Source organism: Chitinophaga sp. YR627, from assembly GCF_900114995.1.
GTDB lineage: Bacteria > Bacteroidota > Bacteroidia > Chitinophagales > Chitinophagaceae > Chitinophaga.
In genome coordinates, this window is sequence record NZ_FOUX01000001.1 from 960066 (window position 1) to 976424 (window position 16359).

Genomic DNA, 16359 nt, shown 5'->3' on the forward strand with positions numbered 1-16359 from the left:
ATTTCAAATTATAACGGATTATTGCCATTCGTAATTACTAATTGACGATTCTCGATTCATTCCATACCTTCGTGCATCTAAAAGAATCCGAGCGTAGCGTATGGAGCAACCTGTAAGTCGAATCCCGTATTGTAAAACGGGGTATTTCAATCAATTGGTATCAGATTTTCTGGCCGGGCATCCTAATCTTCGTCCCTTTTACAAATACTCGCCTGTACAGCCTGATTTTGAGGCCGCTATACAAGCTAAGAAAGCTTTCCCACAGCAAAGGGAAGTACTGGTAGCAGCCCTGCAGGAACAATATAAAGAACTGGAAATCAACGATAAGGTTCGTCATAATATCGAGAGTCTGCTGGACCAGCAAACCTTCACCATCACCACCGCACACCAGCCCAATATCTTCACCGGTTATTTATACTTTGCTTATAAGATCCTGCAAACCATAAAGTTAGCTGATCAGCTCAGGTCGCAATATCCAAAGTATAACTTTGTGCCTGTTTACTATATGGGTAGTGAAGATGCCGATCTGGATGAACTGGGACACGTTTATATTGATGGTAAGACGATCAATTGGCCAACGGCTCAACAGGGTGCAGTAGGCCGTATGCAACCGGAAGGATTTGAGGACCTGATCGCAGCGGTGAAAAATGCGCTGGGATACGGACCTTATGCCGATGAACTGATCGCCCTCCTGGAAAAATCCTACCTGGGGCATAAAAATATCCAGGAAGCAACGCTTTACCTGGTAAATGAACTGTTTGGCAGATATGGACTGGTCATACTGGTGCCGGATTCGCCGAAACTGAAACAATTGTATGTACCGGTAATGCGGGACGAGTTGTTTCACCAGCGTTCCTTTGATATCGTCAATGAAACCATTGCAAAGCTCTCTCAGCATCATAAAGTACAGGCAAATCCCCGTGAGATCAACCTGTTCTATCTGACCGAAACCTCCCGCGAACGTATCGTGAGGGTGGGAGATATCTGGAAAGTATTACACCTGCCGGTAGAATTTACAGCGGCCCAGCTGGAAAAGGAACTGGAAGACCATCCGGAGCGTTTTAGTCCGAATGTCATCCTGCGTGGTATGCTTCAGGAGACCATCCTCCCAAATATCGCCTTTATAGGTGGTGGTGGTGAGATTGCCTACTGGCTGGAACTACAGCAATTGTTTGAGCATTACAAAGTACCTTATCCAATATTGCTGCTGCGTAACTCTTTCCTGTTGACAGATGCCAATTCTCAGCAACGTTTACAGAAACTGGGACTGACCATTACCGATCTGTTTGAAGATCCGGAGGAACTGATCACCCGTTTCGTACAGGAACATACCAATGCGGCACTGGTGTTGAAAGATGAATATACGGCCATCGAAAAACTGTTTGATGACCTGGTTCTGAAGGCAAGAAGTATCGATGTAACATTGGAGGCAAGTGTGGGTGCAGAACGTACAAGAGCCGTGAAGTCGATCGGTAAACTTGAACATAAGTTCCTGCGGGCCGAGAAGAAGAAGTTCACCTGGCAGTCAGAGCAGATCCGTACCCTGAAATCAAGGCTTTTCCCGGCCAATTCCTTACAGGAAAGAAAGGAGAACTTTATGCCATGGTATGTAACGATGGGGCCTGCGTTCTTTGATCTGATACTGGAGAATATGGACCCACTGTCAGACCAGTTTGGGATTATTTATCAGGATTAATCATAAATAGACCAGCATTGTAAATGCGGTAATTATATATAGTAAAAGCGGCGATGGATTATCCACCGCCGCTTTTTTGTGAATGAATGAGTTATAATTGTTTTTCTTCATTAATTGTCTTGTATGATACCAGTGTTTCTCCTTTGTTTTAGTATAGTTCTTCTCCGTTAATGCTGGCTTTAAAGATGAAGGATTAACGTAGAAGAACTATAGTATAGATACTGTAAAGCGCTTTCTCTATGAATGCCTGATTGTTTTATCAATCGTCTTCTTCATGTCTTTCAACAGCGAAAACATCGCATTCAACTGATCGCGGACCATCTTCGTTTCCAGCATATCCTCCCTGACAGGGGTTTCTCCTTTGCCATCATTGATTTCCTGTTGTCTGAGCTGATAAAGCTTTTCCAGTTCAATATCCAGCGTTTCCAGGGCCTCCATGTTGGTCGGTGGTAGGGTAGGTTTCGCTGCCGGATCATCTATCAGTTCGACGATACAGCTGAAATGCTGCTGCAGATAATTATTGAGCAGTTTATACTCTGGTTTTGGATAATGTACCCCATGCAGCATCCCATAGTTAGCCATGGCTGCAATATGCGACATCAGCGAGTGGTTGAGTACCACAAAATGATAGACTTCAGAGCCATGTACCTGTTTGCTTTTAGGTTCTGACAGCATACGCTGGAAGGCAGACATAAGGTTGGCAGCGCTGACGTTGGTGTCCTTTCTGGCCAGTTTATAATCGTTCATCACAAACTCTCTGTCAGTGTACAGGCGCATCACATGATCCAGGTAACGGGCATTGTCTTTTACCATTTTGCTCATGTGACTGGGCAGATAGTTATGCTCCCAGCTGGGCCACAACAGCAGACTGGCCAGGAAAGCAATACTTACGCCGATGAAGGTGTCCAGTACACGCAGTTCTGCATTCTGTAAATGCGCAGGATGCAGGAAATGCAGGAGGAATATTACAAATGGCGTCACAAAGAAGACACTGAGCGTATACTGCTGGGTCATAAAACTATAGGCCCCCAGGATACAGATCAGCATCAGAATGAAGATGACGGTATTATTAGTGGTAAGATATAATACCGCGGCGGCAAACAACGCACCGGTGATCGTACCGATGATACGCTGATAGCTGCGGGCCTTACTGATACCGAAACCCGGTTTCAGGATGACGACGATGGTCAGCAGGATCCAGTATACCCTGTCCAGGTGGAATACCTGTCCGAGCAGATAGCCGGTTACGGCAGCAATGCTGACACGTAAGGCGTGACGGAAGATGTGTGATTCAAAGGTCAGGTTATTCACCAGTGGTTCCACATCATAGCGGTTCCGCGTGGTAAAGCTGGCCAGTTGTAAACGGGGATCGATCACTTCGTCTTTCACCCTTTCCAGTCTGGTGAGACGGTGCAGGTTGTATATACGCTGTGTCATGTCCTGCAGGTTATGCAGGATATTGGTCAGCGTGAGCAGTTTGGTACGTTCTTTCAGGGTCGGCATCGTCTTACGGATATCAGCGATGGCATGTTGTACCTTATCTATCTCGTGACGGAGGTTAGCGCGGGGAAGGGATCTTTGTCCGGCCGCGACCGCCGTGGCGATCAGCTCCAGTTCGCCGGTAAACTCCTGTATCAGCGTATGGAATTTCTCCAGGATATCCATGCCGCCAAAATCATTGTGCAGGGCCAGATAATCGGTCTGGGAAGCCATGATCTGTTCCTGAAGGTCCACGATATCCATAAAGATCAGTACCATACTTTTATTGATACTGGTAGATCCTTGCTGGGCAGAACGGCGTTTGAGCAGTAATTCGCGGACGGCCTCCTGTTTTTCGCTGACGATCACCTGCTGAGCCAGTACTGATTTATAGATCTCGTCAAAGTTCTTATCGGCGTCTTTGGCATAAAAACCGGCCCTTTCTTCCAGATAGTGAGCCGTTTCCATTATACATTCTGCAAGTGTCTGCTGTACACTGAGGTAAGGGCGTATCTGCCAGAGCAGGAGTGCGAGGAAGCCGTACCAGATGCTACCACCCAGGATCACCAGGCAGTGTAGGAGGGCTTCTTTGGGTCCGACTGGGGTTTCACCCAGAATTGAGACCATCACCAGCATACAGGCGATGCCGATGTTACCGCCACGGTTACCATAGACGAGCAGCATGCCATTGGCAAAACAGCAGGCCAGTATCCAACCCGTCATCAGTAAAGGATAGGGCGCGATCAGGGAGGTGCCCAGGGCGGTAAAGAAGATAAATGCGATGGCAGTCAGGATGCCATTGCGTTTATGCAACGCGGTACCGGGTACGTCTGAGAGGGCAGTGGCCAGCGCACCCAGCGAGGCGACAATACCCATTGGCAGGTCACCCATCATGGAAAATACGATGGAAGGCACTACCACACTAATGGTCGTACGTAAACCGGTACTGAAATGATAACTATAGATGAAATTCCTGACTTCCTGAATCCAATGCCGCATCTGGAAATTTTAATATATGCAAAGTTATTTAAATCGCTGATACGCAAAAAGAATGCTATAACTCCTCTACGGCACAATGCTGTTTACGCTATTCCGGTAAAATATGCGCCTATAGCGACGCTGGTAGCCAGTTGTAAGCGATGATGCCCATCTTTAGAGCAGCAATTTATGCACAACTGTGTATAATTAAATTTTTACCGGGACATGGTTGTCTGATAAATTACTGTTTTCTTTGGAAAATTAAAGATAACCTTGCCGGAATAAAATCCTGATAATCAGAAAAAGGAGATAAATAATCTGGTAAAAATGCATTATTATAGTATGATCAGGTAAATCCTGGCTAGAATTAAGAGAAATCATAGTTATCTTTGACGGCTTAAAAAAACAAAGCGAAGCAATTGTGCGTTTAAAAACATTAGAAATCAAAGGCTTCAAAAGCTTTGCTGACAAAACCGTATTACACTTCGACGAAGGGGTAACAGGGGTTATAGGCCCCAACGGCTGCGGCAAAAGTAATATTATCGACTCCATCCGCTGGGTGATCGGGGAGCATAAGATCAGTAATCTCCGTTCGGAGAACCAGTCTGGTCTTGTGTTTAATGGCTCCAAAACACGCTCGGCAAGTGGTATGGCTGAAGTGAGCCTGACGTTTGAGAACACCCGCAATGTGCTGCCAACCGAGTTTACCACCGTTACCATTACCCGTAAGTTTTACAAGAATGGCGATAGTGAATATCGCCTGAACGATGTGGCCTGCCGCCTCAAGGATATCCATAACCTGTTTATGGATACCGGTGTCAGCACGGACTCGTATGCCATCATCGAACTGGGTATGGTGGATGATATTATTAAAGACAAAGAGAACAGCCGCCGGCGTATGCTGGAACAGGCCGCAGGGATCTCCATTTACAAAACACGTAAAAAGGAAGCCAAATCCAAGCTGGAGGCGACGGAGGGAGACCTGAACCGTATTGAGGACCTGCTCTTTGAGATCAACAATAACTTAAAAACCCTGGAAGCCCAGGCCCGTAAGGCAGAACGCTTCTATGAGGTAAAGAAAGAATACCGCGAGGTCAGCATCGAGCTGGCAAAAGCCGCCCTGGAAGGATTCAATGTCACTTTTAAAGAACTGACAGATGAACAACAGGCGGAAAGCGATAAAAAACTCGCACTGGAAACGGAGATCACCGCTGCCGAAGCCAGTGTGGAAGAAGATAAGCTGCATTTCGTAGCAAAAGAAAGAGAGCTGCAGGTCTTGCAGAAATCTTTCAACGAACTCGTTTCTACCATCCGTACCAAGGAGAATGATAAGAACCTGGCCAGCCAGCAGCTCACTTACCTGAAGGAAAGAGAGCGCAATATCAGCCAGTTCCTCGCCAACGCAGAAGGACAGTTACAGGGCCTCACTGACTCCATCTCCTTTACCAGCACACAGGTAGAAGAAGAACAGGAAGCCTTTGAGACTTTGCAGGATCAGCTGGAAGGTTTGCAGGACATGGTGGAAGAAAAGAAAGAGGTCTTCAACCAGAAAAAACTGTCCCTGGAAAACCAGCGCCGCGATCAGCAGCAATGGCAACGCCAGCAGTTTGAAGCAGAAAAGAAGGTAGCGGTAGCCGATACCTCCGTGCAGAACCTCCAGCGCAGCATTCAGCAGTTGCAGGAAGAAAAGACCGGACGTCTGCATCAGATCACCCAACTGGAAGAGGAGAAGGTAATACTGCAGGAAACCCTGCAGGACCAGAAAGCCGATCTGGAAGATATGATCGCTTTCCAGGAAGAAACCAAAGGAAAAATACTGGCCACCCAGGGAGAGATAGAAGGACTGCGTGACAGACTCGTGGACGAGAACCGTACCCTGGACCAGAAGAAGAACGAATATGACCTGTTAAAATCTCTCGTGGACAGCCTGGAAGGTTATCCCGAGAGTATCAAATTCCTGAAAAAGAATACGGAGTGGAACAACGCTGCTCCCATCCTCAGTGATATCTTTTTCTGTAAGGAAGAATATCGTACCTGCGTAGAAAACCTGCTTGAACCTTATCTCAACTACTATGTTGTAAATAATGCGGCAGAAGCTATTCAGGCAATCCGTCTGCTCGATGCCAACAAAAAGGGTAAAGCCAACTTCTTTATTCTCGATCAGTTCCATCAGCAGAACGGTCATCCCGCTACACCTCCGGGTTCTATGCCGGCGCTTGAAGTAGTTGAACTGGAAGAGCGTTATAAAGGACTGGGTAATTATCTGCTGGGGAAAGTATTCATTGCAGATGATATCAGCACCTTACAGTTCGACCAGCTGGCAGACCAGGATGTACTCGTCATTGAAAAGAGTGGCAGAATGAATCGTGGTCGGTACAGTTTTAGTGGTGGATCTGTCGGATTATTCGAAGGAAAGAAACTGGGCCGTGCCAAAAACCTGGAGAAACTGGACGAAGAGATCAAAGCGCTGGAAGAAGTAGTTGCTTCCCTGCGTCAGCAGATCCAGGAGAAACACAACCAGGTACTGGGATATAACACACAGTTAAACGAGAATAAGATCAATAGTGCCCGCGAGAAGATCAACCAGTTGAATAACCAGGTGTTCGGATTGCAGAACCGTATTGAGAACTTCCGTCAGCTTGTTGAATCAGGGGATAAGCGACTGCTGGAAATGCAGGATTCCCTTGAGGCAAACCAGGATAGTATTAAAGGCGTAAGGGAAGAACTGGAAGAACTGAACGAAAAGGTATACGCTTTGCAGGATAGTATCGCGGCAGCTGAAAAAGCAGCGGCAGATGCAGAGCAACAGTTCAACCAGGCCAATGTGCAGTTCAATAACCAGAACCTGCAACATACCCGCCAGCAGAGTAAAGTTCAGGCCCTGAGACAGGAACTGGATTTTAAACGCAAGCAATTGTCTGATCTGCATACCCAGATCACCAGTAATAAATCCCAGCTGGAAGACGCCGTAGCTAATATTTTTGCTGCGGAAGAAAAGCTGGGAACAGCGGAAGATGGTCTGATCGACCTGTTCCGCAAAAAGGAGGAAGAAGAGAAAGAGCTGAACGAGAAAGACCAGGAGTATTACAACTTCCGTAACCAGTTGCAGGAAAAAGAAACGACGCTCCGTGCACGCCAGCGTGCAAAAGAACAGCTGGAGCAGTCGCTGACAGTGATCAAGGATAAGGTGAATGAGCTTAAATTGCAACTGGCATCCATGAAGGAAAGACTGAGCGTAGAGTTCAAAATAAACCTGGATGAGATCATTGATGAACAACGCAGTTCCGCCTTACCGGTAGACGAATTGCAGGGTAGTGCAGAAAGACTCAAGAAGCGACTGGAAAATATGGGTGAGATCAACCCGACTGCGATCGAGGCTTACCAGGAAATGAAGAAACGTTACGAGTTCATACTGGAACAGAAAACGGATCTGGTAACCGCGAAAGAGTCCCTGATGGCAACGATCCAGGAAGTGGAGGCTACGGCTAACCAGAAATTCCTCGATACGTTCAACCAGGTAAAGGAAAACTTCGTACGTGTATTCAAGGCATTGTTCACCGAAGAAGACCAGTGTGATATGATATTGAATGATCCTGAGAACCTGGCAGATACCGGTATCGAGATCATCGCCAAACCTAAGGGTAAACGTCCGGCTGCCATTACACAGCTGAGTGGAGGAGAAAAGACACTGACAGCTACAGCACTGCTGTTTGCTATTTACCTGATCAAACCGGCGCCATTCTGTATCCTCGATGAGGTGGATGCTCCGCTGGACGATGCCAACGTAGGTAAATTCACAAACATGATCCGTAAGTTCTCTGACAATTCCCAGTTCATCATTGTAACGCATAATAAGCAGACAATGGCAGCTGTGGATGTGATCTACGGGGTAACCATGCAGGAACCAGGCGTAAGCAAACTGGTACCTGTGGATTTCAGAAGTCTTAACTAAGTTAATCAATAAAGCAAACCAAAAAATTACATATCATGGGCACATGGGGTACCAGAAACTTCGAAAATGATGGCTCTCAAGACTGGGTATTTGAAATGATGGACAACAAAGATGGCGGCATGGTAGCCGACACTTTGCAGTTCTCTCTGAGCAAAGATGGTGTACTGGATACATCAGAATGTGAAGACGCACTGGCAGCTGCGGAAGTTGTAGCAGCACTTTCCGGCAGAGCGAGCGATGACTTCCCTGAAGATCCACTGGATCATCTGGATTCATTGAACCTGCTGGCCACTCCGGCACTCCGTAAACTGGCAATTTCTGTAGTAGAAAAGATCAGGACTACATCCGAAATGAAAGAAGTTAGAACTGAAGAAGGACAATACGAAAGCTGGGATGCGGTGATCGCTGACCTGCTGAAGAGACTGAACTTCTAAGTTACAACTGACCAAAACGATAAAAGAGCTCCGCCTTATCATCTTACCGGCGTCCGGTAGAAGATAAGGCGGATTTTTGTGTCAATTAGGAATTAAGAATTAAAAATTAAGGAGGAATGGGCAGGCAATTAGATAATTGGGGGTTGAGAGAATTTGAAGGAAAGAATTACGAATTACATTGTACCATAAATAGAAGAGCGCCCAACCATTGGCGGGACGCTCTTTCTTATAATTCTTAATTGTTAATTCCTAATTCCTAATTAAATAAGGATGCCTGCAATAGTCGCCGACAGATAAGATGCCAGTGTTCCGCAGAAAAGCGCTTTCAGACCCAATGATGCAAGGTCAGCACGTCTTTCCGGTGCAAGCACGCCAATACCACCGATCTGCATGCCCACACTGCTGAAGTTGGCAAACCCACAAACCGCTATACTAACGATCAGCAAACCTCTCTCTGATACAACAGGAATGGTTTTATCGGTCAGGTTCTTGAATGCGATAAATTCATTGATGGTCAGTTTCTGTCCCAGAAGGGTCGCTACACTGTTCACGTCCTGGGTAGGAACGCCCATTGCCCAGGCAACCGGGTAGAAGATCTTCCCAAAGATCCAGTTCAGGCTTAGCTCGAACGGCAGGTGAAACAGCTGACCTACTTTCAGCAAACCCCAGTCAAGGAAGGCGATCAGGGCAATGAAACCGATGATCATCGCGATCACGTTCATGGCTATTTTAAAGCCGTCGCCCGCACCATGCGTAATGGCATCGATCACGTTCACATACTGACTTTTTACCTCCAGTTTTACTTTACCCATCGTCTGCGATTCTTCCGTTTCCGGAAAAACGATCTTGGAGATCACCAGCGCACCAGGTGCGGCCATCAGACTCGCAGTGATCAGCATAGGAGCGAGGTCCAGACCGGCAGCTGCACCCATGTTGGAGTAGACCACCAGGATCCCGCCGGCAATACAGGCCAGACTACCACTCATAGATGCCAGCAGTTCACTGCGGGTCATATAGGGAAGATAAGGTCTGATCATTACCTGCGCCTCGATCTGTCCCACAAACGCACTCGCCACATTACTGAGGGCCTCTGCGCCACTCACACGCATGATCACGTTCATCGCTCTTGCGATGACAGCAACGATCCGCTGCATAATGCCAAAGTGATACAGGATAGCCACCAGGCAACATACCAATATAATAGCGGCAGTGATATTAAAGGCAAATACGAAACCTCCATTCAGGTAGTTGACAATAGTACCGGGTTTGGATTCTACAGCAATACCGCCATATACGAAGGCAGCACCCTGACGTGCAAAATCTTCCAGTTTACCCATGGCTTTACCCACGCCCTGAAAGAAACGAAAAACGAATCCTACTTTAAAAATGAGCAGGGCGATCAATACCTGCAAGCCGATTCCGCTGAGCACCAGCCGGAAATTGATCTTCTTTTTGTTGTTCGAAACTAAGTAAGCCAGTCCGAGGATAAGGATTATCCCGATAAGTCCTTGGAAACGTCCCATAAGCGCGATAAAAGTGGTTGTATTGAGCGAAAATAGCGATTAATTACGAATTAGGAATTACGAATTGCGAATTGAAATGCAGCGGAGACCGGCATTTTGCAATTGAGAGATCAAATCAGCACATATAATTCCTGGTTTCATGTGTCGGGTGGACAACCATTTTTACATACATTGAAGCCGTTTATACTATACATCCTTACTTCGTAATTCCTAATTCGTAATTTAATTTCCTATTTTGGTCTTTACAATCGATTACAATAATGCGTTACAGGTTTTATCTTATTGGACTAAGTCTATGGTTAGCAGCGTGTAATAACGGCGGCGACAAAAAGACCGGCACTTCCTCCGACTCACTGGCTATCAGAGAAAAATATGCAGCATCCCCCGTATTGGATGCAAAAACTGCCATCTCACAAATGGTTGTCGAAAAAGGGCTGGAGGTACAGCTCGTGGCAGCAGAGCCGCTGGTAACTGTACCTGTTGCCATGACTTTCGACGAAAAAGGACGTATGTGGGTAGTAGAGATGACGGGATATATGCCGGATACAGTAGGTACCGGTGAAGATATACCTAACGGCAAGGTAGTGATCCTGGAAGATACCAATCAGGATGGGGTGGCTGATAAACGTACGGTATTTATAGATTCCCTCGTACTGCCAAGGGCGATCTGTCTGGTAGAAAATGGTATACTGATCGCAGAACCACCTAAATTGTCATTTATCGAAATCAATAATGACAAACCGGGTAAACGAACCCTGGTCGATGATAAATATACAGAAGGGGGAAATGTGGAGCATCAGCCCAACGGACTATTGCGTGCCATGGACAATTGGATCTATAACGCGAAATCGGATAAGCGCTACCGTAAGGTGGGGAACAAATGGGTAAAGGAACTGACGCATTTCCGTGGTCAGTGGGGTATTTCCCAGGACAATTACGGCCGCCTGTTCTATAATAATAACTCGGAGAATGTACTGGGCGATTATTTCCCTGCCGGTTTAGGCGCTCATAATCCGCAACAGAAGAATGTATCCGGATATGATGAGAAGATCGTAGCTGACAACCACGTTTATCCGGCCCGTCCTACTACAGGTGTCAACCGCGGTTATATGAAAGGTACGCTGGATGATAGTCTGCGTCTGGTAAATATGACCGCAGCTTGTAGTCCGCTGGTATACAGAGGCGCTTTACTCGGCAAAGCATACGATAATAATATATTCGTGGCCGAACCTTCCGGTAATCTGATCAAGCGAAACATTATCAGAGACAGCGGTTATATCGTAAAAGGGCAGCAGGCCTACGCACACAAAGAATTTCTGACCAGCACGGACGAACGTTTCAGACCGGTAAGCCTGTATGACGGTCCGGACGGATCATTATATATACTGGATATGTACAGGGGGATCATCCAGCATAAGACCTATCTCACACCTTATTTAAAGAACGAGATTAAAAGCCGTAACCTGACCAATCCGCTGAACTGCGGACGTATCTACCGGATAGTTCCGGCAGGTACACATCCAAAGGGCGCTGTTATAGAAAATGATCCTGCCCGTCTGCTGGTATTATTGAGCAACCCGAATGGCTGGTTAAGGGATAAGGCACAACAGCTGATCATCGACCATCATTATACGACCCTGGTACCAGGCTTGAGAGCCTTGTTACAGCAGAAGGACAGTCTGTATACACAGGTACATGCCCTCTGGACACTGGAAGGTCTGGGCGCATTACAACTGACCGACGTAATGGTCCTGCTACATCAGGCCAATCCATATGCGCAGGCACAGGGACTGGCAGCATTGCCTGCTGTGATCAATGCGGCGAATGGTAAAGCCGTGCTGAGTGAACTGGCGATGATGCAGAAGAATGTGTTCCTGGCCCCTTATGTGGCTTTGTTACTTCCGGCGCTGCCGGCTCAGTTACATGCAGACGTGGAGCTACTGAAGATGCAGCTGGTAGAAGCATATGCCAACGACCAGTATGTGGCTGATGCAGTGATCAGTTGTATGGCAGGAAAGGAAGCTGAGTTACAGCAACAACTGAAAAACTGGAACCCTGATACAACACTGGTACTGGCTAAACGCCTGAAAAGGGTGCTAAAGGATATTGAGAACCACCGGAAGGCAAGTATGGATGAGAGCTTACAAAAGGCTTATCCGAGAGGCGCCGTCCTGTTTAAAACCGTTTGTCAGACCTGCCACGGCGCAGATGGTGATGGTATTCAGTCGCTTGCACCACCGTTGAATCAGTCAGAGATCGTCACCGGCGATAAACACAGGCTGGCAGCGATCGTGTTGTTTGGTCTGACCGGACCTGTAACAGTAGCCGGTAAACAGTATAAAGCGCCTGAGATCAGTGGTGATATGCCGGGCATTGGTAGTAATGATGAATTCTCAGATAAAGATATTGCAGAGGTGCTGAGTTATATTCGTGGCGCCTGGAGCAACCGGGCGGCGAAGGTGACAGAGAAAGATATCCAGGAAGTAAGGAAACAGTATAAGGGCAGACAGAAGTCATTTACGATCAGCGAACTGAAATAGACCTTTCAGTAAAAACGTATATCATAAAAAGAGCGCCGGTCCGGCGCTCTTTTTTATTTAATTCACAGGACAATATTCAGTGTATGTAATTTATTATAAAGTGTTTTCCGGTCGATGTTCATCAGGCGGGCCGCCTCTGATTTATTGAACCGGACCTGTTGCAGCACATCCAGGATCTTTTTGTATTCGGCCTGCCGGGATACATTTTTCAGGTTCTCATCACTACCCGGAGGGTGATCAGATTCAACGGCTATGGGGAGGAATTCTTCCGGTAGATTGGCGGAAGTGATAGGTGAGTTGTCTGTTGCTAACAGAAAGATCCTCCTCATGACATTCTTGAGTTCCCGGATGTTACCGGGCCAGGAGTAATTATAAAAAGCATGATAAACCTCTTCTGTGATCTCTCCACATTCCCTGCCGAGTTCCGCTTCGATAGTCTGTTTGAAAGTGGCAATGAACAGGGGTAAATCATCTTTACGGGCCCTTAAGGACGGCACATTCACCGTAAATTCATTCAGGCGGTAATAGAGGTCATCCCGGAAACGCCCATTCAAAACAGCCTGTTGGAGGTCTTCATTAGAGGCGACGATCAGCCGGATATCCACCTTTGTTTCCCGGGTGCTGCCTACTGGTCTGACCACCCGTTCCTGTATCACCCGGAGCAGGGCCGTCTGCACTTCATAAGACAGGTTACCTATTTCATCCAGGAACAGGGTGCCACCATGTGCTTCCTGGAAAGCCCCGGTTTTTGCCTGTATAGCCCCCGTAAAGGCGCCTTTTTCGTGTCCGAATAGTTCGCTGCAGGCGAGTTCGGGCGACAAACTACCACAATCTATTGCGACAAACGGCTGATCCTTCCGCTTACTCTGACTATGGATGAGGTGTGCAACAGATTCTTTGCCGGTACCTGTTTCCCCCAGGATGACCACACTATAGCTGGTGGGGGCAATCAGTTTGATCTGTACATGGAGTTCTTTGGAGGAATTACCATTACCGTATACAAACTGACTAAGCCTTCCTTTAGGAGAGACCAGGGTAGAAACAGGCGTTTCCGAAGCAATGCCTGCCACCGGCAACGCTTCTTTGGAATGTAAGGACTGATGGAGCAGTACTTTCTGTACCAGCAGGATGGCCTGTTCGGCATTCAGCGGTTTGACCACATAGTCATAGATGCCGCCTTTGATCAGCTGAATGGCTACCCGAACATCGGGGTATCCTGTCATCACAATGATGCCGGTAGCAGGACTGAGTTCCCTGATCTTCAGGGAAAGCACACTGCCGTCGATTTCTTTATCTTTTAAACGGTAATCGCAGAAGATCACATCGTAGTGTTTCTCTTTCACCATTTTCAATGCGGAGGAACCGGATACGCTGTGGGAAACGTCATATCCTTCTTTAGTCAGGATCTTAGTCAGCAAGGTGCAGATCTGGATCTCATCATCAACGATCAGGATGGTTTTCACATGTTAAAATTAAGAGGTGAATAATATAACGTTTCACTAGAGAAACACGAACATTATTACTTGACTTAAATAGTGATTGTTGGCCAGGGGATAAATAGAAGATGGTATTGATTGCTGAGGTTTCAAATGTTATGGCTGGTATAAAGGTATCGAAATATTGTATTAACCAAAAATAAAGATCGGTCGGCCAGGCGTATTTATTGCCTGATAATAACAACATCGGATAGGTATCGGATGGGAAATTCCTGATGTTAAAGCTTAATGTAAAAGTAAAGGTTCCGGTAAGCTACGGCACGATCTTAGTAATGTAAAGATGAAGGCATTGGTCCCAAATGAGCTGAAAATCAGCATATAGGGGCAAGGGTGTTTCGAGCAATGAAAATAGCAGCTTTTCTGACTGGTTTTAAGCCTATATCAGTTAAACTGATATTATAAACAACTAGTTGCAATATATTGATAATGAGATTCATATAATACTTGCTTAAGATTTTTATCATCACAAAAAGAAGCCGTTCACCCAAGGTGAACGGCTTCTTTATTCTGAAAGTAAAAAGTGCTTATCTGATCTCTTTGTAAGCGATCTTATCACCATACGCGATGTGATACTTATCGCAAAATCCGGCATTCACTTCGAGCACATATTGTGCTTTTTTGAAGGACGGAAGACTCTCTTCTGAAAGTGGTGTCGTATACTTTTGTACTGATACGATCTCTTTTTTCTCATCCAGATAGACGATATCGAGGGAGATATAAGTGTCTTTCATCCAGAAGGACTGTTCTTCCGCATGCGGGAAAATGAACAGCATTCCCTGGGTATCCAGCATCGACTTACGGTACATTAATCCCTGTGCTCTTTCCTGGTCGTTGGTCGCTAATTCGATATCGATCTGACGAAGGGTATCGTTATTGACCTTACTGAGAAAATAAAGGACACCTTCTTTTTTGAATGGCGGTCCGCTGTCTGTCTTCGTACTAATGGTGGCATCCCCTGAGGATACGTTATTATTAAAAGCCTGATTGCCATTTCTGTTCTGACAGGAGGCGATATAGATAAGAAGTCCTGCATTGAATAGCAGCCATCGGGAAGCTGACATAAAGCGGTGTTTTTTAACGTGCCATCAATTCCTCTTCTAAGAACACTACATCGGTGTAGTCCTTGATCTCGTTATAAACGGTATCTCTTTCTACCGGTCTTCTGCCAGCCTGTTTGATCAGCATGGCCAGTTGAGCGGTATTCATAGATGGATTCTGTTCTTCCGCACCTGCCATGGAGTAGATCTTCGTAGTATCATCAATGGTACCATCCAGATCATTTACGCCAAAGGAGAGGGTCAGTTGAGCGGTATTTCTACCCAGCATCGGCCAGTAGGCTTTCAGGTGGGGGAAGTTGTCCATATACAGACGGGCAATTGCGTACAGTCTCAGATCTTCCACTACAGATGTTTCTGCAACATGGGCCATTTCATTGTCCTTATTGCGGAATTTCAGCGGAATAAAGGTATTGAAACCTTTGGTCTGATCCTGGAGCTTACGCAGCTGCTCCATGTGGTCTACACGGTGCCAGAATTCCTCTACGTGGCCGTACAGCATGGTTGCATTGGTATGCATGCCCAGCAGGTGCGCGGTTTTGTGAATGTGTAACCAGCCTTCAGCGTCTACCTTATCATGGCAGATCTTTGCACGGATATCCGGATGGAATATCTCGGCGCCGCCGCCCGGCATGGACTGGAGACCAGCATCATGCAGGATACGCATCCCTTCCTCTACACTTACTTTCGCCTTGCGGAACATGTAGTCCAGTTCCACCGCGGTAAAGCCTTTAAGATGCAGGTCTGGACGGTGTGCTCTTATTTTCTGCAGCAGTTCAACGAAGAAGTCGAGGTTCATCTTTGGATGTACGCCACCCACGATGTGTACTTCTGTAACAGGTTGACCGTCATATTTTTTCACAATATCCAGCATCTGATCGATGCTCAGTTCCCAACCTTCCTCACGGTTCTTATACAGCTTGGAGTAGGAGCAGAATCTGCAGGTAAAGATGCAGACGTTGGTTGGCTCAATGTGAAAGTTACGATTGAAATAGGTTTTGTCACCGTGCAGACGCACTCTGACAGCATTGGCAAGGGCGCCCAGGAAACCAAGTTCTCCTTTCTCAAATAAAAGAAGACCGTCTTCCGGCGTCAGCCTTTCTGCTGACATTACCTTTTCTCCAATGGTTTTCAACCCTTTGTCCAATCTTGTATCCTGCAGTAACAATTCTACTGCCGGATGGTCATTTCTGGTCGTCATCTCGC

The 16359-nt window shown here is 46.6% G+C and carries 9 protein-coding genes; 4 read left to right on the forward strand and 5 right to left on the reverse strand.

From position 1 onward, the window contains the following. Positions 1-100: 100 nt before the first annotated feature. Complete coding sequence (bshC, locus tag BMZ72_RS03445) at positions 101-1696, forward strand: bacillithiol biosynthesis cysteine-adding enzyme BshC (RefSeq protein ID WP_089805275.1); 1596 nt, start codon at positions 101-103, stop codon at positions 1694-1696. 237 nt (positions 1697-1933) lie between these two features. Here bshC and BMZ72_RS03450 read toward each other — a convergent pair whose 3' ends face one another. Further along, positions 1934-4174 (reverse strand): FUSC family protein, encoded by a 2241-nt coding sequence (locus BMZ72_RS03450; RefSeq protein WP_089805277.1) that lies wholly within the window; start codon positions 4172-4174, stop codon positions 1934-1936. 400 nt (positions 4175-4574) lie between these two features. On the opposite strand from BMZ72_RS03450, the gene smc reads away from it, so the two are divergent. Continuing rightward, complete coding sequence (gene smc, locus BMZ72_RS03455) at positions 4575-8105, forward strand: chromosome segregation protein SMC (RefSeq protein ID WP_089805279.1); 3531 nt, start codon at positions 4575-4577, stop codon at positions 8103-8105. 35 nt (positions 8106-8140) lie between these two features. Continuing rightward, on the forward strand, positions 8141-8539 hold the full coding sequence (locus BMZ72_RS03460; protein ID WP_089805281.1) for a DUF4259 domain-containing protein: 399 nt from the start codon (positions 8141-8143) through the stop codon (positions 8537-8539). A gap of 260 nt (positions 8540-8799) precedes the next feature. Here BMZ72_RS03460 and BMZ72_RS03465 read toward each other — a convergent pair whose 3' ends face one another. After that, positions 8800-10062, reverse strand: coding sequence for a NupC/NupG family nucleoside CNT transporter (locus tag BMZ72_RS03465; RefSeq protein WP_089805283.1), 1263 nt, complete (start codon positions 10060-10062; stop codon positions 8800-8802). Between the two features lie 260 nt (positions 10063-10322). Between BMZ72_RS03465 and BMZ72_RS03470 the strand changes: the two genes are divergently transcribed. Then, a complete protein-coding gene (locus BMZ72_RS03470; RefSeq protein WP_089805284.1) occupies positions 10323-12602 on the forward strand; it encodes a DUF7133 domain-containing protein in 2280 nt (759 codons plus the stop codon). 62 nt (positions 12603-12664) lie between these two features. Here the strand turns inward: BMZ72_RS03470 and BMZ72_RS03475 are convergent, their stop codons facing one another. From BMZ72_RS03475 to mqnE, 3 genes are all read right to left on the reverse strand, one after another. Continuing rightward, entirely contained in the window at positions 12665-14065 is a 1401-nt protein-coding gene (locus BMZ72_RS03475) for a sigma-54-dependent transcriptional regulator (RefSeq protein WP_089805286.1), read from the reverse strand. A 557-nt stretch (positions 14066-14622) separates the two neighbouring features. Next, on the reverse strand, positions 14623-15159 hold the full coding sequence (locus BMZ72_RS03480) for a DUF192 domain-containing protein (protein ID WP_089805289.1): 537 nt from the start codon (positions 15157-15159) through the stop codon (positions 14623-14625). A 13-nt stretch (positions 15160-15172) separates the two neighbouring features. Continuing rightward, positions 15173-16354, reverse strand: coding sequence for an aminofutalosine synthase MqnE (mqnE, locus tag BMZ72_RS03485; RefSeq protein ID WP_089805291.1), 1182 nt, complete (start codon positions 16352-16354; stop codon positions 15173-15175). Positions 16355-16359 lie beyond the last annotated feature (5 nt).

What these genes read in the sequence shown, in the direction of transcription:
- BMZ72_RS03470 (WP_089805284.1), top strand. Translation starts at nt 10,323, where the DNA reads ATGCGTTACAGGTTTTATCTTATTGGACTAAGTCTATGGTTAGCAGCG.
- mqnE (WP_089805291.1), bottom strand. Translation starts at nt 16,354, where the DNA reads ATGACGACCAGAAATGACCATCCGGCAGTAGAATTGTTACTGCAGGAT.
- BMZ72_RS03450 (WP_089805277.1), bottom strand. Translation starts at nt 4,174, where the DNA reads ATGCGGCATTGGATTCAGGAAGTCAGGAATTTCATCTATAGTTATCAT.
- bshC (WP_089805275.1), top strand. Translation starts at nt 101, where the DNA reads ATGGAGCAACCTGTAAGTCGAATCCCGTATTGTAAAACGGGGTATTTC.
- BMZ72_RS03465 (WP_089805283.1), bottom strand. Translation starts at nt 10,062, where the DNA reads ATGGGACGTTTCCAAGGACTTATCGGGATAATCCTTATCCTCGGACTG.
- BMZ72_RS03460 (WP_089805281.1), top strand. Translation starts at nt 8,141, where the DNA reads ATGGGCACATGGGGTACCAGAAACTTCGAAAATGATGGCTCTCAAGAC.
- BMZ72_RS03480 (WP_089805289.1), bottom strand. Translation starts at nt 15,159, where the DNA reads ATGTCAGCTTCCCGATGGCTGCTATTCAATGCAGGACTTCTTATCTAT.